22 protein-coding genes and 1 pseudogene are annotated in these 23,914 nt (G+C 65.6%); 8 read left to right on the top strand and 15 right to left on the bottom strand.

Annotation, left to right across the window (positions count from 1 at the left end):
- From Q4E25_RS10145 to serS, 6 genes and pseudogenes are all read right to left on the bottom strand, one after another.
- Window positions 1–454: pseudogene (locus Q4E25_RS10145) on the bottom strand (HNH endonuclease); the annotation flags it as partial.
- Between the two features lie 121 nt (window positions 455–575).
- A complete protein-coding gene (gene glpK, locus Q4E25_RS10140) occupies window positions 576–2,120 on the bottom strand; it encodes a glycerol kinase GlpK (protein WP_303156742.1) in 1,545 nt (514 codons plus the stop codon).
- A 31-nt stretch (window positions 2,121–2,151) separates the two neighbouring features.
- The gene (locus Q4E25_RS10135) at window positions 2,152–2,889 is read right to left on the bottom strand and encodes an MIP/aquaporin family protein (RefSeq protein ID WP_303156740.1); all 738 of its coding nucleotides are present in this window, start codon (window positions 2,887–2,889) and stop codon (window positions 2,152–2,154) included.
- Between the two features lie 17 nt (window positions 2,890–2,906).
- A complete protein-coding gene (locus tag Q4E25_RS10130) occupies window positions 2,907–4,607 on the bottom strand; it encodes a glycerol-3-phosphate dehydrogenase/oxidase (RefSeq protein WP_303156738.1) in 1,701 nt (566 codons plus the stop codon).
- 254 nt (window positions 4,608–4,861) lie between these two features.
- Window positions 4,862–6,679, bottom strand: a complete 1,818-nt coding sequence (locus tag Q4E25_RS10125) for a 1-acyl-sn-glycerol-3-phosphate acyltransferase (protein WP_303156737.1) — start codon at window positions 6,677–6,679, stop codon at window positions 4,862–4,864.
- Window positions 6,680–6,703: 24 nt separating this feature from the next.
- Window positions 6,704–7,960, bottom strand: coding sequence for a serine--tRNA ligase (gene serS / locus Q4E25_RS10120; RefSeq protein ID WP_303156735.1), 1,257 nt, complete (start codon window positions 7,958–7,960; stop codon window positions 6,704–6,706).
- Window positions 7,961–8,026: 66 nt separating this feature from the next.
- Here serS and Q4E25_RS10115 point away from each other — a divergent pair, with 66 nt between their 5' ends.
- The 3 genes from Q4E25_RS10115 to Q4E25_RS10105 are packed head-to-tail and all read left to right on the top strand — an operon-like array spanning window position 8,027 to window position 10,221.
- The gene (locus Q4E25_RS10115; protein WP_303156744.1) at window positions 8,027–8,755 is read left to right on the top strand and encodes a GntR family transcriptional regulator; all 729 of its coding nucleotides are present in this window, start codon (window positions 8,027–8,029) and stop codon (window positions 8,753–8,755) included.
- Window positions 8,756–8,797: 42 nt separating this feature from the next.
- Window positions 8,798–9,868 carry a septum formation family protein gene (locus tag Q4E25_RS10110; RefSeq protein ID WP_303156733.1) on the top strand — a complete coding sequence of 357 codons (1,071 nt, stop codon included), beginning with the start codon at window positions 8,798–8,800 and terminating at the stop codon, window positions 9,866–9,868.
- A gap of 5 nt (window positions 9,869–9,873) precedes the next feature.
- Entirely contained in the window at window positions 9,874–10,221 is a 348-nt protein-coding gene (locus tag Q4E25_RS10105; protein WP_303156732.1) for a metallopeptidase family protein, read from the top strand.
- 31 nt (window positions 10,222–10,252) lie between these two features.
- On the opposite strand, the gene Q4E25_RS10100 is transcribed toward Q4E25_RS10105, so the two are convergent.
- The gene (locus tag Q4E25_RS10100) at window positions 10,253–10,900 is read right to left on the bottom strand and encodes a histidine phosphatase family protein (RefSeq protein WP_303156731.1); all 648 of its coding nucleotides are present in this window, start codon (window positions 10,898–10,900) and stop codon (window positions 10,253–10,255) included.
- 9 nt (window positions 10,901–10,909) lie between these two features.
- On the bottom strand, window positions 10,910–11,815 hold the full coding sequence (gene pheA, locus Q4E25_RS10095) for a prephenate dehydratase (RefSeq protein WP_303156729.1): 906 nt from the start codon (window positions 11,813–11,815) through the stop codon (window positions 10,910–10,912).
- A 33-nt stretch (window positions 11,816–11,848) separates the two neighbouring features.
- Between pheA and Q4E25_RS10090 the strand changes: the two genes are divergently transcribed.
- The 3 genes from Q4E25_RS10090 (at window position 11,849) to Q4E25_RS10080 (ending at window position 15,185) form a co-directional block, all read left to right on the top strand.
- Window positions 11,849–12,985: an amidase gene (locus tag Q4E25_RS10090; protein WP_303156727.1), complete on the top strand. Its 1,137-nt coding sequence runs from the start codon at window positions 11,849–11,851 to the stop codon at window positions 12,983–12,985.
- Window positions 12,978–13,727 carry a CPBP family intramembrane glutamic endopeptidase gene (locus Q4E25_RS10085; protein WP_303156725.1) on the top strand — a complete coding sequence of 250 codons (750 nt, stop codon included), beginning with the start codon at window positions 12,978–12,980 and terminating at the stop codon, window positions 13,725–13,727. Before Q4E25_RS10090 ends, Q4E25_RS10085 begins: the two co-directional genes overlap by 8 nt.
- Before the next feature lie 105 nt (window positions 13,728–13,832).
- The gene (locus Q4E25_RS10080; protein ID WP_303156723.1) at window positions 13,833–15,185 is read left to right on the top strand and encodes an LCP family protein; all 1,353 of its coding nucleotides are present in this window, start codon (window positions 13,833–13,835) and stop codon (window positions 15,183–15,185) included.
- Window positions 15,186–15,227: 42 nt separating this feature from the next.
- Here Q4E25_RS10080 and Q4E25_RS11450 read toward each other — a convergent pair whose 3' ends face one another.
- From Q4E25_RS11450 to Q4E25_RS10060, 5 genes are all read right to left on the bottom strand, one after another.
- Window positions 15,228–15,410: a response regulator transcription factor gene (locus Q4E25_RS11450; protein ID WP_368502630.1), complete on the bottom strand. Its 183-nt coding sequence runs from the start codon at window positions 15,408–15,410 to the stop codon at window positions 15,228–15,230.
- Between the two features lie 801 nt (window positions 15,411–16,211).
- Complete coding sequence (locus Q4E25_RS10075; protein WP_303156721.1) at window positions 16,212–16,661, bottom strand: hypothetical protein; 450 nt, start codon at window positions 16,659–16,661, stop codon at window positions 16,212–16,214.
- Between the two features lie 247 nt (window positions 16,662–16,908).
- Window positions 16,909–17,829 (bottom strand): DUF5926 family protein, encoded by a 921-nt coding sequence (locus tag Q4E25_RS10070; protein ID WP_303156719.1) that lies wholly within the window; start codon window positions 17,827–17,829, stop codon window positions 16,909–16,911.
- A 22-nt stretch (window positions 17,830–17,851) separates the two neighbouring features.
- Window positions 17,852–18,556 carry a glycerophosphodiester phosphodiesterase family protein gene (locus Q4E25_RS10065; protein ID WP_303156716.1) on the bottom strand — a complete coding sequence of 235 codons (705 nt, stop codon included), beginning with the start codon at window positions 18,554–18,556 and terminating at the stop codon, window positions 17,852–17,854.
- On the bottom strand, window positions 18,556–19,503 hold the full coding sequence (locus tag Q4E25_RS10060) for an L-lactate dehydrogenase (protein WP_303156712.1): 948 nt from the start codon (window positions 19,501–19,503) through the stop codon (window positions 18,556–18,558). The genes Q4E25_RS10065 and Q4E25_RS10060 overlap by 1 nt, the downstream gene beginning before the upstream one ends.
- A gap of 138 nt (window positions 19,504–19,641) precedes the next feature.
- Here Q4E25_RS10060 and Q4E25_RS10055 point away from each other — a divergent pair, with 138 nt between their 5' ends.
- On the top strand, window positions 19,642–21,474 hold the full coding sequence (locus Q4E25_RS10055) for an alpha/beta-hydrolase family protein (RefSeq protein ID WP_303156710.1): 1,833 nt from the start codon (window positions 19,642–19,644) through the stop codon (window positions 21,472–21,474).
- A gap of 37 nt (window positions 21,475–21,511) precedes the next feature.
- Here Q4E25_RS10055 and msrA read toward each other — a convergent pair whose 3' ends face one another.
- A complete protein-coding gene (msrA, locus tag Q4E25_RS10050; RefSeq protein WP_303156709.1) occupies window positions 21,512–22,165 on the bottom strand; it encodes a peptide-methionine (S)-S-oxide reductase MsrA in 654 nt (217 codons plus the stop codon).
- A gap of 137 nt (window positions 22,166–22,302) precedes the next feature.
- Between msrA and Q4E25_RS10045 the strand changes: the two genes are divergently transcribed.
- Window positions 22,303–22,905 carry a superoxide dismutase gene (locus Q4E25_RS10045; RefSeq protein WP_303156708.1) on the top strand — a complete coding sequence of 201 codons (603 nt, stop codon included), beginning with the start codon at window positions 22,303–22,305 and terminating at the stop codon, window positions 22,903–22,905.
- A gap of 69 nt (window positions 22,906–22,974) precedes the next feature.
- On the opposite strand, the gene Q4E25_RS10040 is transcribed toward Q4E25_RS10045, so the two are convergent.
- On the bottom strand, window positions 22,975–23,847 hold the full coding sequence (locus Q4E25_RS10040) for a LysR family transcriptional regulator (RefSeq protein ID WP_303156706.1): 873 nt from the start codon (window positions 23,845–23,847) through the stop codon (window positions 22,975–22,977).
- Between the last annotated feature and the right edge of the window lie 67 nt (window positions 23,848–23,914).

The following is a 23,914-nucleotide window of genomic DNA, read 5'->3' as shown; positions in this document are numbered from 1 at the left end:
GGCTGTTGTAGACCTCGATAAGCTCAGAATCCCGAGCAGCCACCGTCAGCAGCGAAATGCCGTTCCTATCCCGGCGAATCTTCACACCCTCCTCACGGGGTGTGCGCAAGGCTTTGAGCTCCTTGCGGGCAGTAGCAATGATCTGCTGACTGGTTGTCAACGCCAAGAGTTTCAGGCGCAGCTGCCAGGCAGCATCCTTACCCTTAACCTTCTTGGCATAAGACTCAATCAACTTCAGGGTGGACAGGCTGTGTGTGGTGGCCTGGGCCTTACGCTGCCGCCTCGTGTATCTGGTCGGCCCGAAGTAGACCTGAGCTAAATGCACCAACTCTTCGGCCTCGCGTTTGCTGCAGCCAGCCTCCTCCAACTGGGGGGCCGATAGCCCGGCTGCGCCCTGGATGATAGCCATGCCCGCGGACTGGGCGGCGAGATACGCCTCTAACTGTTCGTTCATGACCCCGAGACTAAAGACAGCCGTCAAGCACGCACCAGAGAAAAATCTGCGCGAGAGGCAAAACTGTGGATAACTCCCGCGCGAGGCGAAGTTATCCACAGGCAGGGGCCGGGTGGGGCGCTTAGACGATCATGTCGTCGTCAGCATCATCCTCCCAGTTGAGGGAGCGCTTGATGGCGCGCTTCCAGTCGCGGTAAAGGGCGGCGACCTCCTCGGAATCCATCTGCGGCTTCCACACCTTGACCTCGGCATCCTTCTTGAGAACGCTGAGGTCCTCCCAGAAGCCTGCGTCCAGGCCGGCGGCGAAGGCCGCACCCGTGGCGGTGGTCTCCACGTTCTTTGGGCGATGCACCTCGACACCGAGGACGTCGGCCTGGAACTGCATGAGCAGCTCGTTGTGGGTCATGCCGCCGTCGACGCGCAGCTCGGTGATCTCCACGCCGGAGTCCGCCACCATGGCGTCGGCGACATCGCGGGTCTGGTAGGCCGTGGCCTCCAGCACCGCGCGGGCGATGTGGTTGCGGTTGGCAAAGCGGGTCAGGCCAACGATGACGCCGCGGGCATCCGCGCGCCAGTAGGGCGCGAACAGGCCGGAGAAGGCCGGCACGATGTAGACGCCGCCGTTGTCCTTGACCGAGCGGGCCATGTTCTCAATCGCCGCGGCGTTGGGGATGATCTGCAGGTTATCGCGCAGCCACTGCACCAGGGAACCTCCCATGGACACCGAGCCCTCCAGCGCGTACACAGGGCGCTCGCCCTCGCGCTGGAAGCATACGGTGGTCAGCAGGCCGTTCTCCGAGAACTTCGGCGTGGTACCGGTGTTAAGCAGCAGGAACAGGCCGGTGCCGTAGGTGTTCTTTGCCGAGCCCGGGCGGAAGCAGCCCTGGCCAAACATGGCGGCCTGCTGGTCACCGAGGATGGCGCGAATCGGCACGCCGGAGAGCGAACCGCGCTCGCGCACGGTGCGGAAGTCACCCAGGGAGGGGCGGATCTCCGGCAGCATGGACATCGGGATGTCCATGGCCTTGCACAGCTCCTCGTCCCACTCGAGCTTCTCGATGTCCATGAGCAGCGTGCGCGAGGCATTGGTGACGTCGGTGGCGTGCAGGGCGGGCTCGTCGCCGTCGCCCTCGGCGCCGCCGGTGAGGTTCCACAGAAGCCAAGTGTCGATGGTGCCGAAGAGCAGGTCGCCGGCCTCGGCGCGCTCGCGGGCACCCTCGACGTTATCCAGGATCCACTTGATCTTGGGGCCCGCCGGGTAGGAGTTGATGACCAAGCCGGTGCGGCGGCGCCACTTATCCGCACCTTCCTCGCCTGCCAACTCCTTGCAGATGCCGGTGGTGCGGGTGTCCTGCCACACGATGGCGTTGTACACCGGCTCGCCGGTGTTCTTGTCCCACACCACCGTGGTCTCACGCTGGTTGGTAATGCCCAGCGCGGCGACGTCCTCAATGTTGATGTCGCCCTCGGCGATGGCCTCGCCGACGGCGCGGCGGGTGTTGTTCCAGATCTCTGCCGGGTCGTGCTCGACCCAGCCCTTCTCGGGGAAGATCTGCTCGTGTTCGAACTGGCCGACAGAAACCTGCTCGCCGTCGTGATTGAAAATGATGCAGCGGGTCGAGGTGGTTCCCTGATCGATCGCCGCGACGTACTTCTTGGTGCTCATCTGTTCTTTCTCCTCTCTCGGGGTGTGCTGGCTAGAGGGCCAAGGTCAGCAGGCCAACCGCCACGGCGGCCAGCGACGGGGCAACGACGGGCACCCATGCGTAGGACCAGTTGGCGCTGCCCTTGTCCTTGATGGGCAGGACAAAGGCGTACATGATGCGCGGGCCGAGGTCACGCACGGGGTTGATGGCGTAGCCAGTCGGCGTGCCCAGGGACAGGCCAATGGAGACCACCACGAAGGCCACCGCGAAGTACTTCAGCGGGCCAAGCTCGCCGCCGGTGGGCCCGAAGGCGATGAACATGAGCAGCACGCAGGTGGCGATGAACTCAGTCACCGCGTTCCAGCCGTTGTTCGGGTGGGCCGGCTTGGTGAAGAAGATTCCGTTGGTATTCGCGTTGGCCCCGGTGACGTTGCCTTCCTCGTCGAGGTTGTTGGCGTCGAAAAGCTGCTTGAAGGTGAGCCAGGCCAGCAGCGCACCCAGCATCGCGCCCAGCAGCTGGCCGGCGATGTAGTAGGGCACGAGGCGCCACTCGAGGCCACCGGACACCGCGGCCCAGATGGTCACGGCGGGGTTGAGGTGTCCGCCGGTGGGATCGGCCACGCTGGCGCCGATGAACACGCCCATGCCCCAGCCCAGGGCAATGACAATCCAGTCAGAGCCGCGGGCGGCGGAGGTGCGCAGGTTGACCACGGCGCACACGCCATTGCCCAGCAGCATCAGGAGGGCAGTTCCGATGAACTCCCAGAGGAAGGCATCCATTCCAGTCATATATGTCGTCTTTCTTGTTATGCGCCCACGATGATGTCGTTGGCTTCCTTATCAGTGAGCGCTGCCTCGGCGGCCAGCTCGGCCTCGGTGTGGCGCTTGAACTCCGCCACCTGCTGGGCGGTCTCTTCCTCGCTCCAGCCCAGCAGCGGGGCGGCGAACTTGGCGACGCCCTCCGCAGCATTCACGCCGCGATCCGCGAACTCGATGGCCACGCGCAGGCGGCGGTTGAGGATGTCCTGCAGGTGCAGCGCGCCCTCGTGGGTGACGGCGTAGCGCACCTCGGCCCACAGGTAGCTCTCAGCGCCCGGGACCGGCTCCAGCAGGGAGGCGTCCTCGGCAGCGGGGGCGAGGACTTCGTCGATCAGCGAGCCGTAGCGGCCCAGGAGGTGTTCGATGAAGGACTCGCTCAGGTTGTACTGGCGGGCCAGCGCGGAGACCTGGTTGGCCAAGGCGTGGTAGCCCTCGGCGCCCAGGATGGGGGTGCGTTCGGTGATGGACTCGGGGATGTTGTAGCCGCCGGGGATGTCCTTGATGGCCAAGTCCACGGCATCCTTGCCGATGACGCGGTAGGTGGTGTACTTACCGCCGGCCACCGAAACCATGCCCGGAGCAACCTTGGCCACGGCGTGGTTGCGCGAAAGGTTGGTGGTGGAGTCGGACTTGCCGGAGAGCAGCGGGCGTAGGCCGGAGTAGACGCCGACGATGTCCTCGCGGCCGATCGGGCGCTTTACGCGCTGGTTGACCTGGTCCAGGATGTAGTCGATGTCGGTCTTAGTGGGCGCGGGATCCGGCAGGGACAGGCCCTTTTCCCAGTCGGTGTCGGTGGTGCCGATGATCCAGTACTCGCCCCACGGGATGACAAAGAGCACGGACTTTTCGGTGACGAAGCACAGGGCGGCCTCGCAGTCGAGGGCGGCCTTGGGCACCACGATGTGCACGCCCTTGGAGGCGTGGACGGTGAACTTGCCTTCGACGCCGGCGAGCTCCTGGATCTTGTCATTCCACACACCGGTGGCGTTGATGAAGACCTTGCCGCGCACGGTGGTTTCCTTGCCGCTGGCCACATCGCGGACCTTGGCGGCGGTGATGCGCCCGGAGCGGTCCTTCTCGAAGCCAATGACCTCGGTGCCGGGGCGCACGCTGGCGCCGTACTCTGCGGCGGTGCGCAGGACGGTCATGGTGTGTCGGGCGTCGTCGACAAGCGTGTCGTAGTAGCGCACGCCACCGACGACGGCGTTCTCCTTGAGGCCCGGGGCGACCTTGAGCACGCCACGGCGGGTGAGGTGCTTCTGCATGGGAACGCTCTTGGCGCCGCCCATGAGGTCATACAGGGTAAAGCCGCCGAACATCATGACGCGCTCCCACACACGGTGGGTGAGCGGGAAGATGAACTTCAGCGGCTTGACCAGGTGCGGGGCCAGGGTAGCCATGTTGAGCTCGCGCTCGTGGAGGGACTCGGCCACCAGGCGGAAGTCGAACATGGCCAGGTAGCGCAGGCCACCGTGGAACATCTTGGAGGAACGGGATGACGTGCCGGCGGCGAAGTCCTGGGCCTCGATGACGGCGGTCTTCAGGCCGCGGGTGGCGGCGTCGACGGCAGCGCCGGCGCCGACGGAGCCGCCGCCGATGATGACGACGTCATACTCTTCGGTGCCGTAGTTCTCCCATGCCTGGGCGTAGTAGTCGGGGTTGAATTGCTGTTTACTCAAAGTGGCCATTGCTGACCTCATCTCCTCTCTCATTACCGCCGCTAACCTCTCGCCGCAGCCAGTAGCGTTGTTGTGACGCCCGCATAGACCTCGGGCTTCTTGCACCTATGTTAGGTCTCACCGCTCAGGCTTCACAGTTACCCTACTCACACGTAGGTTTCGTTCGCGTAACCAGTGTCTTTTGCGAAACTGCTAAGTTAGCCAAAAAAGAAAGCCACCCCCATCAGGGGTGGCTCGGGTGACATTGCGGCGGCCGCGGGTGCCTACTTCTTCTGCTGCAGCCTACCCATTGCCTCGAGTACTTCGGCCATGCCGGCGCGCTCGGCGGAGTAGGTCACCGACTGCGCCGCCTTGACCAACTCGATGGGGGCGGTCTCCAGGGCCACCACGCCCTGCTCGCCCACGAAGCAGCAGTCCGCCTGCTCGCTCACGAAGGCCACGGCCTCCTCGCGCTCGGCGCTGAGCAACTCGCAGATCTCGTCGACGGCCTCCGCGCGGGTGGCCGCGGTGATGGAGACCCCGTGTAGGTCATCGGCCAGGTACAGGCCGTCGGCGGCCTCGCCGAGCGCCTCGCGCACGCCGTCCTGCGTGCCTACGGCCACACCGGAGACCACGTGCTCGCCCTCGCGGTGCCAGGTCACCTGCAGCCCGCCCTCGGCCGCGGCGCTCTCGATTGCGGCTACGCGCTGCGGCTCGATGGGGTGGATGGCCATGACGTCGCCGCTTTGCGTGATCACCGCGCCATTGTGCTCCACGCGCCACAGCGCCTGCGGCACGTCGGCGAAGATGGAGTCGGCCCGCGTGGCCTCCTGCGCGGACATGAGCACCAGCACCTGCGCCTCCGGGTAGATGGCGTTGAGCGCGCCGCGCAGGCGGCTGGTCAGGGCGTCCACCTCGTAGTTCAGCGCGGTTTCATCGGCCACCAGCACCCGCGGGATGCGGGAGTAGTGCGCCTTCATGCGGTGCGGCAGCCGGGAGACGATGAGCCGCGACTGCGTGGCCGCCGCCAGCAGCCCCTGCTCCACCATGGAGCCGGCGAAGATCTCCTTGCTGCTAGCGCTCATCGTGGCCTGAGCCTCGGCGATCTCCATCTTCAGGCTGTTCATGATCTCGGTGACCTTCTCGCGACCCTCGTCGAGCCCGCGGGTGGCCTCCTCCACCACGGCGTTGAGGTTGTCCTTGACCCACTCCAGGTTCTCCGAGGCGGTGCGGGTAACCTCCCCGGAGTGCGGCTTGGCGGTGATGGCCAGGCGGTCGCGCACCAGCTCCGTGGTGGCCTCGGTGACCCTTTCCTTCAGGCCCACGAGGTCATCGCGCAGGCGGCGCACGCGGTAGCGCTCGGACTCGACCTCCAGGTCCTGAGCCTCGGCCTCCTCCAGAGTGGGCGCTCCGCCGCCCTTGCGGGCCGGCACCCAGTACTCCCCGGCGGGCATGGGGCCGAACTCCGCCTCGTAGTCCGCCCACAGCCCCTCGAGGGCCTCCTGCATGCGGCGGCGGATCTCGGCGGTGTCGGCGTCGGCGTCGCCAGTAGCGCGCATGGGCTCCAGGCCCTTGATGAAGATCGGGGTGTTGGTGCGGCCCAGGTGCTTCTTGTGGCCCTTGGTCCACAGGCGCTGGGAGCCGAAGATGACAATCGGGATGATCGGTACATCGGCTTCGTAGGCAATACGCGCCGCTCCCGAGCGCATGCGGCGGATCTCAAAGCTGCGCGAGATCGTGCCCTCCGCAAACACGCCCACCAGCTCGCCCTGCTTGGCCAGGCGCACGGCCTGCTGCATGGACTCGCCGCCGTCGATGCGGTCCACCGGCACGTGCCCCAGGAAGGTCATCACCTTGCCCAGCACCGGGACCTTGAACACCCCGGCCTTGGTGAGGTAGCGCACCAGGCGCTTGCGCCGGTAGGGCAGGAAGCCGCCGAAGACGAAGTCCATGTAGCCGGTGTGGTTGCACACCAGCACCGCGCCGCCGGTGGCGGGGATGTACTCCTCACCGGTGGCGCGGAACTTCAGTCCCTGAGCCAGCGTGACAGCGCGGGCAATCGTGGTGATTTTCCTGTATAGAAAGTTGCTCAACTGGCTCATGCTTCTCCCAGGGATGCGTACCCCTTAGCGCGGGGTAAGAACGTCCTTACCCACGAACGGGCGCAGTGCCTCCGGAACCACCACGGAGCCATCGGCCTGCTGGTGGTTCTCCAGGATGGCCACGAGCCAGCGGGTGGTGGCCAGGGTGCCGTTAAGGGTGGCGGCGTACTGGGTCTTGCCGTTCTCGTCGCGGTAGCGGATGGACAGGCGGCGGGCCTGGAAGGTGGTGCAGTTCGAGGTGGAGGTCAGCTCGCGGTAGGTGTCCTGGGTGGGCACCCACGCCTCGTTATCGAACTTGCGGGCGGCGGAGGAGCCCAGGTCACCACCGGCGATGTCGATGGTGCGGTAGGGCAGCTCCATGGCGGCGAGCATCTCCTTCTCCATGGCCAGCAGCTTCTGGTGCATCTCCTCGGCGTCTTCCGGCTTGCAGTAGACAAACATCTCCAGCTTGTCGAACTGATGCACGCGCAGAATGCCGCGGGTGTCCTTGCCGTGGGAGCCGGCCTCGCGGCGGAAGCAGGAGGACCAACCGGCGTACTGCAGCGGGCCGTTGGAGAGATCGATGATCTCATCCTGGTGGTAGCCGGCCAGGGCCACCTCGGAGGTACCCACCAGGTAAAGATCATCGGCCGGCAGGTAGTAGACCTCGTCGGAGTGCTGGCCCAAAAAGCCGGTGCCCTGCATGACCTCGGGGCGCACCAGCACCGGCGGGATCATGAGGTTGAAGCCGGCCTCGCGTGCCTTCTGCGCGGCGAGCATGAGCATGCCCAGCTGCAGGAAGGCGCCGTCGCCGGTGAGGAAGTAGAAGCGGGCGCCGCCCACCTTGGTGCCACGTTTGACGTCGATAAGCCCCAGCGTTTCACCCAGCTCCAGGTGATCCTTCGGGGTGAAGTCGAAGTTCGGACGCTCGCCCACTTCCTCGATGACCACGAAGTCATCCTCGCCGCCGGCCGGAGCACCTTCCACCACGTTGGAGATCTGGTACTGCAGCTCGGTGACCTTGGCCTCCGCCGCGGTGACCTCATCACCGGCGGCCTTGACCTTGGCCTTGAGCTCGTTGGAGCCCTCGAGCAGAGCGGGGCGCTCCTCGGGGGAGGCCTGGCCGATCTTCTTGCCAAAGGCCTTCTGCTCCGAGCGCAGCTCATCGGCCTTGACGATCGCCGCGCGACGCTCCTCATCTGCGGCGATGAGCCGGTCAACGAGACTGGGGTCCTCACCACGGTTGACCTGGGAGGCACGGACTACATCGGGATTCTCGCGGAGAAATTTCAGATCAATCACGCCGTTTACTTTACCCCACTCATAAGTCCTTGCACTGGTAATAACCAGGGAATTATCATGGTCATTATGGTTGCCCACTCCATCACCGAAGGCCCCATCCCCAAGCACGCCCAACTGCGCGATATCCTCGCAGAACTGTGCCGCACCACCCTCAAGCCGGGGGACATCTTGCCCGGCGAGCGCATCCTCGAGGACACCTATGGTGTTTCCCGCATCACGGTGCGCCGCGCCATCGGTGATCTGGTGGCGGAGGGCCGCCTGCGCCGAGTGCGTGGCAAGGGCACCTTCGTGGCCCCCAACCCGCTGGTCTCCCGGCTGCACCTGGCCTCCTTCTCCGACGAGATGGGCGCCCAGCACGTGCACGCCTCCTCCAAGATCTTGCTCAGCGAGCGCAGCCCCGCCCCGGAGGAGGTCTCCGGCTTCTTCCACACGGATCCCTCCGTGCCCCACACCCACCTGCGCCGCCTGCGCTTGGGCGATGGCGAGCCCTATTCCATCGACGACGCCTGGTACAACTCCACCTACGCGCCCACTCTGCTGGAAAATGACATTTATAACTCCGTCTACGCCATCCTGGACTCCACCTTCGACGTCCCCGTGACCGAGGCCGATCAGTCCGTGAGCGCCGTGCTGGCGGACGAGCACGTTGCCCCGCTTCTCGATGTCTCCCCCGGCACCCCCTTGCTGCATGTCACCCGCTGCTCACGCTCCGGGGACCGCCCGGTGGAATGGTGCTCCTCGGTCTACCGCCCCGACCGCTACCGCCTCACCTCGCGGGTGACGCGCAAGGTTTAGCACGCGGTGAAGCGCAGGCAGGAGGGTACGATAGGGAATCCTATGAGCACTACTTCACCCTGGCGTTCAGCTTTTGCCGTCCGTTTGTTCCTCGTCGCCGCGCTGGCAGCCGCGGCGTTTTTGGGGGCCTACGGGCTTTTCAGCCCAACGGATAGCACCACCGCCGGCCGGGACGGAACCGTCAACGGCAGCCAGGTCAGCGACCCCACCAACGCCGAAGTAGCCTCCTTTGTCTCCGCCGACGCCGGGGCCTGCCTGAACTGGGACATCAACGCCGACGGCAGCGTGTCCAACTTCAGCCAGACCCCCTGCGATAAGCCGCACCGCTTCGAGGTCTCCGCCCGCCAGGACCTGGGCACCTACCCCACCAGCGAGTTCGGCCCCAAGGCCGCGCGCCCCGACGTCACCCGCCAAAACGCGCTGCGCGACGAGCTCTGCGCCGCGCCTACCCTGAGCTACCTCGACGGCGCCTGGGACCCCAACGGCCGCTTCGACGTGGCCTCCATCCTCCCGCCGGAGGCAGCCTGGGCCAGCGGCGACCGCACCCTGCTGTGCGGGCTGCAGACCACCGACGCCAACGGCGTTCCCCAGCAGACCTCGGGGAAGGTGGCCGAGGTGGATCAGGCGGTCGTCGCCAAGCAGGGCGAATGCCAGGCCATCGACGAGCAGCAGGTGATGCGCACCGTGGACTGCTCCAAGCCCCACCAGCTGGAGACGGTCTCCGTGGTCAACCTCGCCGAGCACTACCCCGACGGCTACCCCGCGCCCGAGGACCTAGATTCCTACCTCTCCTCCACGTGCACCGAAGCGGCGATTGAGTACCTCGGCAGCGAGGAGAACCTCTATCAATCCACGCTACAGCCCTTCTGGGGCGCGCTGAGCAAGGAGGCCTGGGACGCCGGCACCCGCTCGGTGAACTGCTCACTCATGCACCCGAACGAGGGCTCCTTCTCCGAGATCATCGGCTCGGCCACCGGCGGGCGTGAGGCGCTGACCATCAACGGCGCCCCGCCCACCGAGCAGCCCAAGCGCAACCCGCTGCGCACCCCGAGCGCCCAAGCCCCAGCCCCGAACCCCGCGGCAGATCAGCCCGAGCCGACACCGGCACCTTAAGCCCGATGTACCTGGTCAGCGAGGAGCGCTTCGAGGAGATGGTGGGCGAGGCGCTGGATAAGATCCCCGACGAGTTTGTCCACCGCATGCGCAACGTGGTCATCCTCATCGAGGATCACAACCCCGAGGACCCCACCCTGCTCGGGCTCTACGAAGGCGTCGCGCTGACCGAGCGCACCTTCGATCACACCGGCTTTCTTCCCGACGCCATCTTCATCTACCGGGAAGCGCTCATGGCCATGTGCCACTCCGAGGAGGAGCTCGCCCACGAGGTCGAGGTCACCGTCTTCCACGAGGTGGGCCACTACTTCGGCTTCGAGGAGGAGCGGCTGCACGAGCTGGGCTGGGGGTAGCCCTTAACGGGCTACCTAGAGATCGCGCTACCTAGATATCGGTGTCGACCCAGCGGGTCAGCCGCCACTGGCCAAAGTCCGCGCCGCCCGGCTCCATCACCGTGAAGCGGCAATTGGGCAGGTAGCCGCTGAAGGCAAAATCCGGGTCCACCCCGCAGGCGTGCGCGGTGGCCACGCGGATCGCAGCGCCGTGGCTGACCACCACGACGTCCTCGTCCTCCCGCAGATCCTGCGCAATGCGCTCCAACTGCGGGCGGAAGCGATCCAGCACGTCGAGGTAGTTCTCCCCGCCCGGCATGCGGGCGTGCTCGTCGCCGGCCAACCATCCGCGCAACGCGCCCATGTACTCGCGGTAGGTGTCCTCGCTGCCGCTCATCTCATGGTCCCCGGCAAAGACCTCGTGCAGGCCCCAGAGGACGTCGACAGGCAGCTCCGCCCCACCAATGGCCGCGACGTATTCCTGCATGGCCGTCATGGCGGTCTGCTGGGCGCGCAGTGCCACCGAGCACGCGAAGCGCACGGTGCGCCCCGCGCAGAACTCCGCCAGCTCGCGCCCCACGCTCGCCGCCTGATCACGGCCGCGCTGGGTCAGCTCCGCGCCCGGCGGCCGGGTGTCCATCCGGCGGTTGATGTTGGAAAAGGTCTGGCCGTGGCGCAGCATGATGATTCTTCCGGTCATGGCACCAGGTTATTGGCCGTTGCGCGCCTTCGCTACCCAGGCATCGGCCTCCGCCAGGCGGCGCAGATCCCGCGGGGCCTCCCCCATCTGCGCCACCGAAGGCCAGGAACCCACGAACATCAGCTCCTCGGCGCGCAGCCACAGCGCCCGCAGAGCCTCCGCCAGGGGCTGGTCCTCGATGTGGCCGATGAGGTCCAGGTGGAAGCGGTAGTTGCCAAAGACCGTGCGCACCGGCCTCGACTCGATCCGGGAAAGGTCCACCCCGCGGTGGGCGAACTCCTGCAGTGCGCCCACCAGGGAGCCCGGCTCGTTGGGCAGGGTGAACACCACCGAGGTGCGGTCATGCCCGGTGCGTGCCGTGGGTTTTCCCACCGGCCCCACCAGCACAAAGCGCGTGGTGGCCCCGGTGATATCGGCGACATCGCGCGCGATCTCCTCCAGCCCGAAGATCTCCGCTGCCCGGGCCGGGGCAGCCGCGGCGTCCACCCTGCCCTGGGCCACGGCCTCGGCCGCCGCCGCGTTGGAGGACTCCGGCACAAAGCTCACCTCCGGCAGGTTCTGCTCCAGCCACCCGCGGATCTGCTGGTAGGCCACGGGGTGGGTGGCCAGGCTGCGGATCTCCTCGGTGCCCGGGCGCACCATGATGGAAAAGGCCACGGGCAGATCCACCTCCCGGTAGATCTGCACCGGTTCGCCTTCCACGAGGGCGTCGAAGGTGGCGGTCACTGCGCCGTCGACGGAGTTCTCGATGGCCACGCAGGCGTAGTCGGCCCGCCCGGCGCGCACGGCGGCCAGCGCCTCGGAGGGCGAGGCCACCGGCAGCGGCTCGATCTCCCCCACGAAGGGCGCAAAGCGCTGCATGGCCGCCTCCGTGAAGGTGCCGGCCGGGCCCAGGAACGCAATGGTGCTACGCATGGAGGTCACTTTATCCCACTAGACTAAGCCGCCATGGAGTTTAGCCTGGAAAAACTGCGCGAGGATCTCGCCGGTCTCAGCGCCGAGGAGCACGGTTTCACTTACCTCGATCTGCGCCGCGGCCCGCGCGGCCGCGGGCGTTTAAGCGGCTGGATTCTCTCCGCCAAGGATCTCAATGACGTCGCCGGCATGCCCACCACCCTGGGGCACGCGCAGCGCGCCTACCTCGCGGAGGAGACTGATCCCTTCCTGGCGGAGCTCGAGGACTCCGGGGCAACCATCGTGGGCAAGTCCGCCGCGCCGGAGCTTGGCCTGCGCGTAGACACCGAGCCGGTGGGCCTGCCGCACCCGGATAATCCCCTTTACCCCGGCTGCACCCCGGGCGGTTCCTCCGGCGGGGCGGCGGTGCAGGTGGCCCGGGGCCTGCTGCGCGCCGCGCACGCCTCTGACGGCGGCGGCTCCATCCGCGTGCCCGCTGCTGCCTGCGGCGTGGTGGGCTTCAAGCCCTCCGGCGAGGATCTCAGCGTCCAGGGATTTATCACCCGCAGCGTGGCTGATACCGCGCTGCTGCACAACCTCAGCCCCAGGCTGGAGCGCGTGCGCGTGGGCGTGCTCACCGAGCCCCTCTTTGCGGAGGTCGCCGTGGATGCCCACATGCTGCGCGCGGTGCGCGAGGCCACCGCCCAGCTCGAGGGCGCAGGAGTAGAGACCGTGGCGATATCGCCCTACCCCCAGGCCGCGGAGACCTTCCAGGCCTTCCAGCACATCTTCACCCGCAAGCTGGCCGGGCTCGAGGAGGCCGAGGGCTACGCCGCGTGGATTCGCCAGCGCGGCCAGCAGGTCAGCGACGCGGAGTTCGCCGCCGCGCAGGCCCACGCCGCAGCACTGCCGGGGCTGCTGGCCCAGCACTGGCAGGTGGATGCCCTCCTCTCCCCCGTGCTCACCAGCGATCCCCCGCGGCGCGGGACCTTCCAGGCCATGGACCATCAGGAGAACTTCGATGCGCAAACCCGCTGGTCCCCGTGGGGCTCACTCTTCAACGTCGCGCGCCTGCCCGCCATTAGCCTGCCCTGGCCGGTACCCAACCACCCGCCGGTGGGCGTGCAGCTCGGCGGCATCACCCTGGATGATGCCGGCCTCCTCGGCTTAGCGCGGGTGCTGCATGACTGAACCACGAGAAACTGAGCCACAAAGATCTGGGCCGCCACACACTGAGCAGCTGCGCACCCGCCGCATCTACGCCGAGATCCTCATCGTCCTCACCGTCACCTTCGGCATCTCCGGGGTGCGCGCGGCCCTGCGGCTTGCCGACGCCCTCCTCAACCCCGCCCCGCTCAACGAGCAGTCCGTCACCCTCAACGGCACCCAGTCCACCACCGCGCTGCTCGATCTTGGCCTGCAGCTGTGCAGTGCCGCCGTGCTCTTTGCCTGGGGTGCGCTGGGCCTCTATCTCTTGGGCCGCTGGCCGCGTGTGCGCTCCCGCGACTGGTGGCACGGGATGGGGCTGGCGGCCGTCATTGGGCTGCCGGGGCTGGCCTTCTACCTCGGCGCGCTGCACTTCGGGCTAACCAAGGAGGTGGTGCCGGCGGCCTTCGATAACGCCTGGGTGGAGCTGCCCACGCTGCTTCTTAAATCCGCGGGCAATGCCTTTGCCGAGGAGATCATTGTGGTCATGTGGCTGTGCATCCGGCTCAGGCAGGCCCGCTGGGGCGTGCCCGCCGCCATCGCCGCCTCCGCGATCCTGCGCGGAAGCTACCACCTCTACCAGGGGGTTTCCGCTGGCCTGGGCAACATCGCCATGGGTGTGGTCTACGCCTGGTACTTCCACAAGACCGGCCGGGTGTGGCCACTTATCATCGGGCACTTTCTTATCGACGCCATCGCCTTCTGCGGTTACGCCCTCCTCTTCTAGTGCTCAACTCGTGATCAGTAAATGCCTTCCGAGTGATCGCCGCGGCGCCCCCGCTGCGTGCCTCCGCTCCTGGGGCTGGTGGGGTTTCGTTGTACAGTAATGCGCATGACTGATCAAGGACGTGACCCAGAGCGCGAGACTCGCCGCGCCGGCGATGCCGGCGATACCGCCAACTCTGCCGATTACGTCCTGGGCGCCGACGGCCGCCCGCTGCGGGATCGCTACGGCCGCCCCGTGCGCCGCCGCCCTGCCGCCAGCAGCGGACACCGCAGACAGAACACTCAGCCGTCGCGCCGCGCCCAGCGCCCGCCGCAGCAGCAGCGCGCCGAAGAAACCCGCTTCGACGTCGACGCCTACATGGCTGAGCGGCAGCCGCGGCACCCCGGCTACCAGCAAGCACAGCACCAGCGCTACCAGCAGCCTTACCCGCCCCAATACCAGCAGGACTATCAGCCCAGCTACCAGCAGGCACCGCCGCAGCAGCCCGTGCCGCGCTCCTATGCGCAGCCTGGGCAACCTGGACAACGCCGCCCTCACCGCCGCCGCAAGCGCGTCAACCCTCTCAAGCGCGGGTTGGGTTGCTTTGGCTGGGCGGTGACCATCATCCTGGTGCTCACCCTGGCCTTTGGCCTGTGGACGGATTCCCGTCTCACCCGCATCGAGGCCATGCCGGAGGAGCAGGTGGCCAACACCGCGGGCACCAACTGGCTGCTCGTCGGCTCCGATTCCCGCCAGGGGCTCACGGAGGAACAACAGGCTGAGCTCGGCACCGGCGGCGACATCGGTGTGGGCCGCACGGACACCATCATGCTCTTGCACATTCCCTCCTCCGGCAAGGCCAAGCTGGTCTCCATCCCCCGCGATAGCTACGTCGAGGTCCCCGGCTTTGGTTGGGACAAGATTAACGCCTCCTTCACCTACGGCGGTGCGCAGCTGCTCACTCAGACGGTGGAGCACTCCACTGGCCTGCACATCGATCACTACGCGGAGATCGGCATGGGTGGGCTGGCCAACGTCGTGGACGCCGTCGGCGGCGTGGACATCTGCGTGGAGGAGCCCATCAACGATCCGCTGGCCGGCATCGACCTGCAAGCCGGCTGCCAGGAGCTCAACGGCCCCAACGCACTGGGCTACGTGCGCACCCGCGCCACCGCGATGGGCGATCTCGACCGCGTCCAGCGCCAGCGCGAGTTCTTCGCCGCGCTGCTAGATAAGGTGACCTCGCCCGCCACGCTCATCAACCCCTTCCGCGCCGTCTCCCTGGTCAACCACACCGCGGATTCCTTCATCGTGGGCCAGAAGGATCACGTCTGGCACCTGGCCCGCGTGGCCCTGGCCATGGCCAGCGGCGTAGAGACCGAGACCGTGCCCGTGGGCGGCTTCCAGGACACCGAGGTGGGCAACGTGGTGCTGTGGGACGACGCCGCCGCCCAAGGTCTGTGGGACTCGCTGCGTTAGCCGGTCTCAACCCGCACCGAGCCTCTATTTCTGGCCGCTCAATTAGCTAGATTCCGGCTGCGTGCGCCAGGTCTTACATGCCAGCTCTGTCCGGTTCCTCGCACCGAAATGCACCTTCAATGCAGCTACTTTCTTCCGGATAGTTACCTCGGCATAGTGCAATTTCTCGGCGATCTCTTTATCCGACCACCCTTCTTGAACGAGTGAGAGTATTTCTCGCTGCATCAGAAGCTTCCTTGATACTGCGCAAGATTACGTCAGGGCTTTCCCATTTAAGAAAATAACCGTCAGCACCAATGAGTTACTGAAGGCTACTTCGGCTTTTGAGGAGCACGAGTTTCCGGCTGTAAACAAGCCATCAACCAGATGGCCGTGGCCTACCCCGACCGCTTCAACAAGTACCTATAAATAGCCCCACACACAAGCAACTTGACGGATGGAAGAAACAAACCTTTGAAAAAGGAAACATCCATGGCCAACAACTCGACAAACTCTTCCCCGACTTCCTCCCCGGGGGCGGACTTGACCAAGACGGCCCCGTACTCCACGCCGCCTCAGAAGCTGGAGGAAACGCCTACACAGACGCAATAGTCTTGTCCACTCGAGACAAGTGTGGTTTTCCCATCGTGCTACGGCGAGGATGGTACACGCCAAATGCAAAGCGAGGGGGACCCTGGGGCTATGACAAGATTTATCACAAGCACGGAATCTAGAATCTTTACTCGATAAGAAGCTATTTCAATGGGTTGTGCATCGATCGAGTTGAAGAGGCTGACCGTGTTTATGAAACGCCGATTTACGAGGCATTACGCATCAGTGACGGCGAACGAATCGGTACTGGGCGATCATTCACGCTTCGGGGAGTAGTGGAGTATACGGTATGGGTGAAAGGTGCGTCCGTGCCGCGTGGGGTGAAAACGATGTATCCGCTGCATGAGACGAATGACGGCAGCGATGTAGCCCCACAATGGTTCAACTTGGAACGTAATATCGACCGAAAAAGGAGTACTGGGTTGCAGAGCTCCCCTAGGCATCATGTGGGGTGGAGGGCAGGTATACTTCGGCTTCCAAAGCTTTGATGTCAGAAAAGTGCTGCGGCACATTCGGGTTTACGCCTATGAACCAGTGAATTTTATCGCCAGCGGAGAACTCTAATTCGTCGATGAAAGGATCCCCGGCGAGCTGGTTTCCCCAGGCGTGAACTGCGCTTTGACGTTCAGAAAGGAAGCCGCGACCAGGTATGGGATACGTTTCCATCCCGACGAAGGCGAGTCCTTTGGGCGTCTTAACTGAGAATACGGCAAATATGCGCGAGGTCGTGCACCAGACTGCTCGAACCTCGATATCCTCAGGGGTGACTTGGTTCTCACTGGCTTCGTAATGCTTTAAAAGCTCATTTAGTCTTTGACCAAAAATGGCGGGGTCCCAGTCATCGGTCATGACCCACTTTCCATCTCTTTCTTCAAGGTGCTCCATGGCCTGCCACTTTCACATTGCCTGACTTCTCGTCTTCTATCTTAAAGGTGTCGTGGGAGTGGCTTATCGGCGAACTCACAACGGTTCCTAAGCCCCACAGACCCAAGCACTGTTCAAGGGCTCTCCAATGAAGGCCACTACACTGCTTTGTCGCTACATCGATCAGAGCGCGAAAACACCAAAAGTTAGGCTGTGGGAAGAAAATCGTGTGTTTTCTTCCCACAGCCTTGGCTCGTGCTGGGTTGTTCTAGCGCAGGGTCACCTGGCGGGACTTGATGTTCTCCAGCTGCTTGCGCTCATCGGCGGTGAGCTGGGCGTCGTTGGAAAGCTCGGCCTCGATGGCTTTGTCCACGCGGGCCAACTCGGCCTCGTAGGAGTTGTAGTCCACCTCCGGCTTGAGGTCGAAGACCGGGGCGATGAGACCGTGGGTGCGGAAGACACCAGCAAACTTGGTACCCTCCCCCAGGTTGAGCTTGCCGCTCGCAGCCACGCGGGCCAGCGCGTTGAGGAAGGCGTTCTCATCGTCACTCGGGCGAACCCAGCGGATGTGTGCCTTACCGCCGCCAGCGTTAGCCCAGTAGGCCACGCCTGTGATCTCCTCGCCCACCTTGTGGGACTCGATGACGGAATCGTTGGCCATCTTCAGGGACTGGGCCACCTGCGGGGTGATCTGTGCACCCTCAGGCATCCACCAGCCGAAGTCCTGGGAGACGGTGACCTCGAGCTCGGCGTCGGTATCCAGCAGCTCCTCCAGCTTCGGCTGGGAGCCGTCAGCCGCGGTGGACTCCAGGGTGGCGCCCGGCTCGCTGTTCTTCACCCAGTTGAGGGCGAAGGCCAGGTCGCGGCCCGGGTTGTGGGTGTGGGACTGCACCTGCAGGCCCACGAAGGCATCGCCGCCGAACTCCTCATCGCGGATGAGAGCGGCGGAGGCACCCGGTAGCACGGTTGCCACGTAGACGTCGCGGTCAAAGCCCTTCACGCTCAGCTTGGCAAAAGCGGAGGGGACGAATTCCTGCAGCGCCACGAGGTCAGCCTCAGCGGCAAAACCGCCGAAGGGGCGGGGATCCTTTTCCAGGGCAGCGCGCTCGGCGGCGCGGGCAGCGAACTTAGCTTGGCGGCGGGACATGCCCTCCGGCAGCTGTTCGTTGTTCTTTTTCTTCTTGGCCATAGCTACACAATTTACCTGGTTCTTAGAGCTCGATGGCGTGCAGGGCCACTTCTGGCTGGTTCGTGGCCAGAATGTCCACCCCGTTGGACCACGCCCACTTCATGTCCTCAGGCTTGTCGATGGTCCACATGTAGGTGGGCAGGCCGTGCGCGCCGATGGCATTGGGCTGCACCTTGCCGCGCAGCAGCGACATGCCTAGGCCGGTGGGCTGGGACAGCAGGATATCGGGGGTGTTGATGTGGCGCTCCCAATCGCGGCGCAGGTAGAAGCGGTCCACCTGCGGAGCCAGGGTGTGCATCCGCCGGATCGCGCTGTGGGAAAAGGAGATCATGTGGATACGGGGGTCGTCGAGAAGCCCGGCGTAGCGCAAGCGCAGCACAAGCTGCTCCTCGAGGATGTCACCCTGCCCGGAGGGGTGCTTGGTCTCGATGTAGATGTGGTGGGGTTTGCCCTCGAGCATCTCCAGGAGTTCGTCGAGAAGCAACATGCGCTGGCCCTCGCCGATGTCGACGCCGCGCAGCTCCTCCCAGGTCATGCGGGAGACCCGGCCTGGGTGCCCGGCGGTGCGCTCGAGGGTGGGATCGTGGTTGATCACCACTTTGCCGTCGGCACTGAGCCGGATATCGCACTCGATGCCGTGAATGGGCAGCTCAAGGGCTTTTTCAAATGCTAGAGGGGATAGCTCCGGGTATTTTCCGGAGTATCCCCTGTGGGCCACGATGTTCACTAGCTGAAGATTTCTTCCTTGATCGAGTTCAGCGTCTCGTAGGAGGCGTCGAAGCGCTCCTGCTCGTGATCATCGAGCTGCAGCTCGATGACGCGGTTGATGCCGTTGCGGTCGATGATGGCCGGGGTGCCGATGTAGACATCCTCCTTGCCGTATTCACCCTGCAGGTAGGCGGAGACCGGAAGCGCCACGGCCTGGTTCTGTATGACGGCGCGAGTGATGCGCGCCAGGCCCATGCCGATGCCGTAGGAGGTGGAGCCCTTGGCGTCGATGATCTTGTAGGCCGCGTCGCGGGTGTCCTCGAAGATCTTCTCGATGCGCTCGTTGTAGCCCGGATCCTCCTCGGAACGGTGCGAGAGCGAGACGCCGGCGATGTTGGCGGAGGAGACCACCGGCAGCTCGGAATCGCCGTGCTCGCCGATGATGTAGGCGTGCACCGAGGTCGGGGCGACGTCATCCATCTCGGAGAGCATGTAGCGGTAGCGGGCGGAGTCCAGGATGGTGCCGGAGCCGATGACGCGGTGGTGCGGCAGGCCGGAGGCCTTCCACACGGCGTAGGTGAGGATGTCCACCGGGTTGGAGGCGACGAGGAAGATTCCGTCGAAGCCGTTGGCCATGACATCCCCCACGATGGAGTTCATGATGGCCACGTTCTTGTCCACCAGCTGCAGGCGGGTCTCACCCGGCTTCTGAGCGGCGCCGGCGCAGATGACCACCATGGAGGCGTCCTGGCAGTCCTCGTAGGTGCCCTTGGTCACGCGCGTGCGCGAGGGCGCCCAGACCACGCCATGGTTGAGATCCATGACGTTGCCTTCGAGCTTCTTCTCGTCGATATCGATGATGGCTAGATGGTCCACGGTGCCCTGGTTAACCAAGGCGTAGGCGTAGGCGACTCCAACGTCGCCGGCGCCGATGAGTACGACTTTGTTTCCCACATGATTTCCCATGGCTCCCATTGTGCCCCTGCTCTCAGAAATCCGCTCGCCGAAAGCCCGATCTCACACTATCGGTTGTCCGATCTCACATATTTAGGCCCGAACGGGCATGTGCTGCGCACCCGCGGTGTTGCTGGTTCAATAGTGCCCATGCGTAGACTCGCCCGCCGCATCGCTCTCACCGCAGCCAAGTACACACTGGAAGCTGCGCTGTTTAGCCTCGAGCTGGTCGGCGATCTCACCCCGGGCATCCGCATGACGGGCCGCCGGCGCCTGCCACAAAACATGTGGCCCGGTATCTTCGGCGCCGAAGTGGCCACCTGGGCCGCCGTCTCCCCCTCCCTCCTGCCCCGCCCCTGGTGGGTGACCGCGGCCAACGTGGCCATCGGCCAGGGCGCCGGGCACCTCGCGGCCTCCACGGCGGCCTTCCTCACCAAGGCGGGGCTCAGGGCCCTGGGCAAACGCCCGCAGGATCACGTCACCCCCACCACGCGGCGCTACTCCTACTACGTCCTGGGCGTTATCACCGTGGCGGTGGGCGCGCGCTCGCTGCGCAACCAGGCTGCCCAGGCCCGCCTGGTGGACAAGTACCTCGACCGCGGGCCCCAGACCGCCGCCCTGGGCCTGGCCGTGGGCACCGCGGGCTACGCCGCCCTCCTCGTGCTCGGGGAGGCCACGCAGCTCGCCGTCACGCAACTCAGCCGCCAGGCCCAGCGCTGGCTGCCGCGCTGGGTGGCCTGGCCCCTGGCCGGCGGGGCGGTGGGCTACGCCGCGGCACTGGTCAGCGACCGCGTACTCTGGCGGCGCTTCATTCACTCCGCCTCCCACAACGCGCTGGCGCTCAACAAGCTGGTCTACCCCGGCTCCGCGATGCCCTGGGAGCCGGAGCGCTCCGGCAGCCCGTGGTCCCACGAGCCCTGGACCGCGGTGGGCTCCCAGGGTCGCGCCTTCCTCGACCGTGGCCCGCGCGCCCAGGACATCAAGGAGGTCATGCTCTTCGAGCGCGCCCATGAGCCCATCCGCATCTACATCGGGCTGGTGCGCGGGCGCGGACCCAAGGCGGCGGCGCGGCACGCCGTGGCGGAGATGGAGCGCACCGGGGCGCTGCGCCGCGACACCATCGTCATCCAGATGCCGGCGGGCTCGGGCTGGATCAACAACTACTCGGTCTCGGCCTACGAGTTCCTCACCCGCGGCAACTGCGCCACGGTGACCATGCAGTATGACTACCTGCCCTCCGTCTTTTCCTGGGTGGTGGACAAGGACGTCAGCATCACCGCCGCCCGCGAGCTGCTCAGCGCGGTGCGCGAGGCCATCGATGCCTTGCCTGCCGACGACCGCCCCAAGCTCTACCTCGCCGGGGAATCCCTGGGCTGCTACGCCATCGTGGAGAACTTCGACTCCCTCGACGAGCTGCTGGAATCCTGCGACGGCGCCATGTTCAGCGGCCCGCCGCGCATGACCACCTTCATGCGCCGCCTGCGCCGCGACCGCGGCTCCCTGGAGCGGCTGCCGCTTATCGACGGCGGCGAGCACCTGCGCTTTGCCGCCGTCCCGCACCACATGACCCACGACGCCTTTGGCAAGCCCTACGAGATCTGGCAGCGCCCGCGCGTGGCGGTGGCCCAGCACGCCTCGGATCCCATCGTCTGGTGGGACAGCAAGCTCATCTACGCCCGCCCGAATTGGCTGCGCGAGCCCACCCCGCCCACACTGCACGCAGACACCTTCCCACGCCTGCGGTGGTATCCCTTCATCACCTTCTGGCAGGTGGCGCTGGATCAGATCAATTCCCTCAACGTGCCCGGCGGGCACGGACACAACTACTTCGAGGAGACCTTCTGGTACTGGGACGCCGTGCTGGGCTCCCAGGCGCGCACGCAGCTCACCCCGGCGCTAGCCCGGCGCATGCGCGACTTCGTGGTCCGCGACCAGCTGGCTAAGCCCTCGGACTTCCGCCAGCAGGTGCGCGACGCCTTCTAGCCGCACTCTGCCTCAGCGCTGTCTCAGCGCGCTTGGCCTAGCCGCACTTAACGCCGGTGCTGTGGTGCGGGCAGTAGCCGTTGGGGTTCTTGTGCAGGTACTGCTGGTGCTCGCCCTCGGCCAGGTAGTAGGCGCCGGAGTCGGTGTCACTGAGCAGGGTGACTTCGGTGGTGACGGCGCCGAAGCCGGCGTCGCCAAGCTTGCCGGCGTAGGAATCCACCAGGTGCTGGATTTCCTCGCGCTCGGCTTCGGTCTCGGGGTAGAAGGCCGAGCGGTACTGGGTGCCCACGTCGTTGCCTTGGCGGAAGCCCTGGGTGGGATCGTGGGCCTCCAGCGCCATGACGACGAGCTCGCGCAGGCTCACACGGGTGGGGTCGTAGGTGATCTGCACGACCTCAGCGTGGTTGGTCAAGCCCCGGCAGACCTCGTAGTAGGTGGGGTTCGGGGTGGTGCCGCCGGCGTAGCCCACGGAGGTGGAGTCCACGCCCTCCTTTTCCCAGAACATCTTCTCCGCACCCCAGAAGCAGCCGATGCCAATGATGAGGCTTTTCTGACCTTCCTTCCAGGGGCCGGTGATGGGCGTGCCCAACACGGCGTGCGGACGCGGGTGTGCAAGAACGGGCTCGCTGCGGCCGGGCAGGGCCTCGTCGCGGTCAACGATTCGCGGTGCGGGTGCAAACATCCAAGACATGGCGACGATTCTACAGGTACGGTGGGCTGTGCTTCCTCCCGCGAAGCGAGGCTAGGAGATAGCCCAAAGAAAATAATGTGGCTAAATTCTTCGAACCCTCCTATCATTGGGCACGTACCCAAAGAAAGGAATGAACAATGGCTGTATACGAACTTCCGGAACTCGACTACGCATACGACGCACTGGAGCCCCACATCTCCGCTGAGATTATGGAGCTGCACCACTCCAAGCACCACGCTGGCTACGTAGCCGGCGCCAACGCCGCCCTCGAGGCGCTGGAGGAGCAGCGCAACGGCGAGGCTAACCCCGACGCCATCCGCGCACTGTCCAAGAACCTGGCCTTCAACCTGGGTGGCCACACCAACCACTCCATCTTCTGGAAGAACCTTTCCCCGAACGGTGGCGGCGAGCCCACCGGCGAGCTGGCTGAGGCTATCAACCGCGACTTTGGTTCCTTTGAGAAGTTCAAGGCTCACTTCTCCGCTGCCGCTCTGGGTCTGCAAGGCTCCGGCTGGGCAGTTCTGGGCTACGACCACATCGCTGGCCGCCTGGTCATCGAGCAGCTCACCGACCAGCAGGGCAACATCTCCGTGAACCTGACCCCGCTGCTCATGCTCGATATGTGGGAGCACGCTTTCTACCTCCAGTACAAGAACGTGAAGGCTGACTACGTCAAGGCAGTCTGGAACGTCTTCAACTGGGATGACGTTGCTGAGCGTTACGCTGCTGCTTCCAAGTAAGCACTAGCGCTTCGAGCGCATTCGGCCCTCGGCCTGCACCTCGCGTGCGGCCGGGGGCTTTCCCCTTCATCAGCCCTGCGCCTGAATGAAGGCCCGCATCTGGGCGGCGGCGGGGGCGTCATCGCCGCGGCGCCATACGAGGCCCAGCTCGCGGTGGGCAGGCGGGTCGAGCGCGATGAGGTTTTCCGTATGCAGGTAGGGATCATCCAGGGGCAGCAGCGCCACCCCAAGTCCGGCGGCCACCAGGCCCGCGACGGTGCTCAGCTCCATGGACTCGAAAACCAAGCGGGGGCTGAAGCCGGCGTGCGAGGTGAGCTCGTCGAGAAGCATGCGGGTGCCGTAGCCAGGCAGCATGCCAATGAAGGGCTCGTCGCGGAACTCCTCCATGCGCGCGCTGCTACGGCCGGCGGCCCAATGGCCCTCCGGCACCGCCAGGCCTAGGCGCTGGCGCTCGATGAGGTGCCAGTTGAGCTCCCGGCCCACCTCCTCCTGCGGGCGCGGGCCCACCAGCGCGAGATCGGACTCGCCGGCCAGCACGCGGTCCACCAGCGCCCGGGCCGCGCCCTGGTGCAGGCGAATATCCACGCCCGGGTGCGCCGAGCGGTAGCGCCCCACCAGGTCAGGGACCATCCACGTGCCCAGCGAGTGCATGAAGTCCAGGCACACGGTGCCGCGCTCCGGATCCATGAGGCGGGAGACGGCGTCGCGGGCACTGGCCTCAGCTGTGAGCATGGTGCGCGCGTGGGTGACAAAGGCACGCCCGCGGGAATTGAGGCTCAGCCTGCGCCCGGAGCGCTCGAAGAGGCTGGCGCCCACCTGTTGTTCCACGCGTTGCACGCGGCGGCTGAGCGCGGATTGGGAGAGTCCGAGGGCGTCGGCAGCCGCGCCGACCAGACCGTAGTCCGCCACGGCTACGACGCCGCGGACGTCATCAAGGTTCATAAGGCATCTTCCTTGGGGCGCGGAGCACGCACTATGCATACTGTGCATGGCGCAGGACACTTTTGCA

Source organism: Corynebacterium sp. (genome assembly GCF_030532325.1).
In the GTDB taxonomy this organism is placed as follows: Bacteria; Actinomycetota; Actinomycetes; order Mycobacteriales; family Mycobacteriaceae; genus Corynebacterium.
The sequence above is the reverse complement of the archived record's forward strand: the minus strand, read 5'-3'. Positions and strand labels throughout refer to the sequence as shown.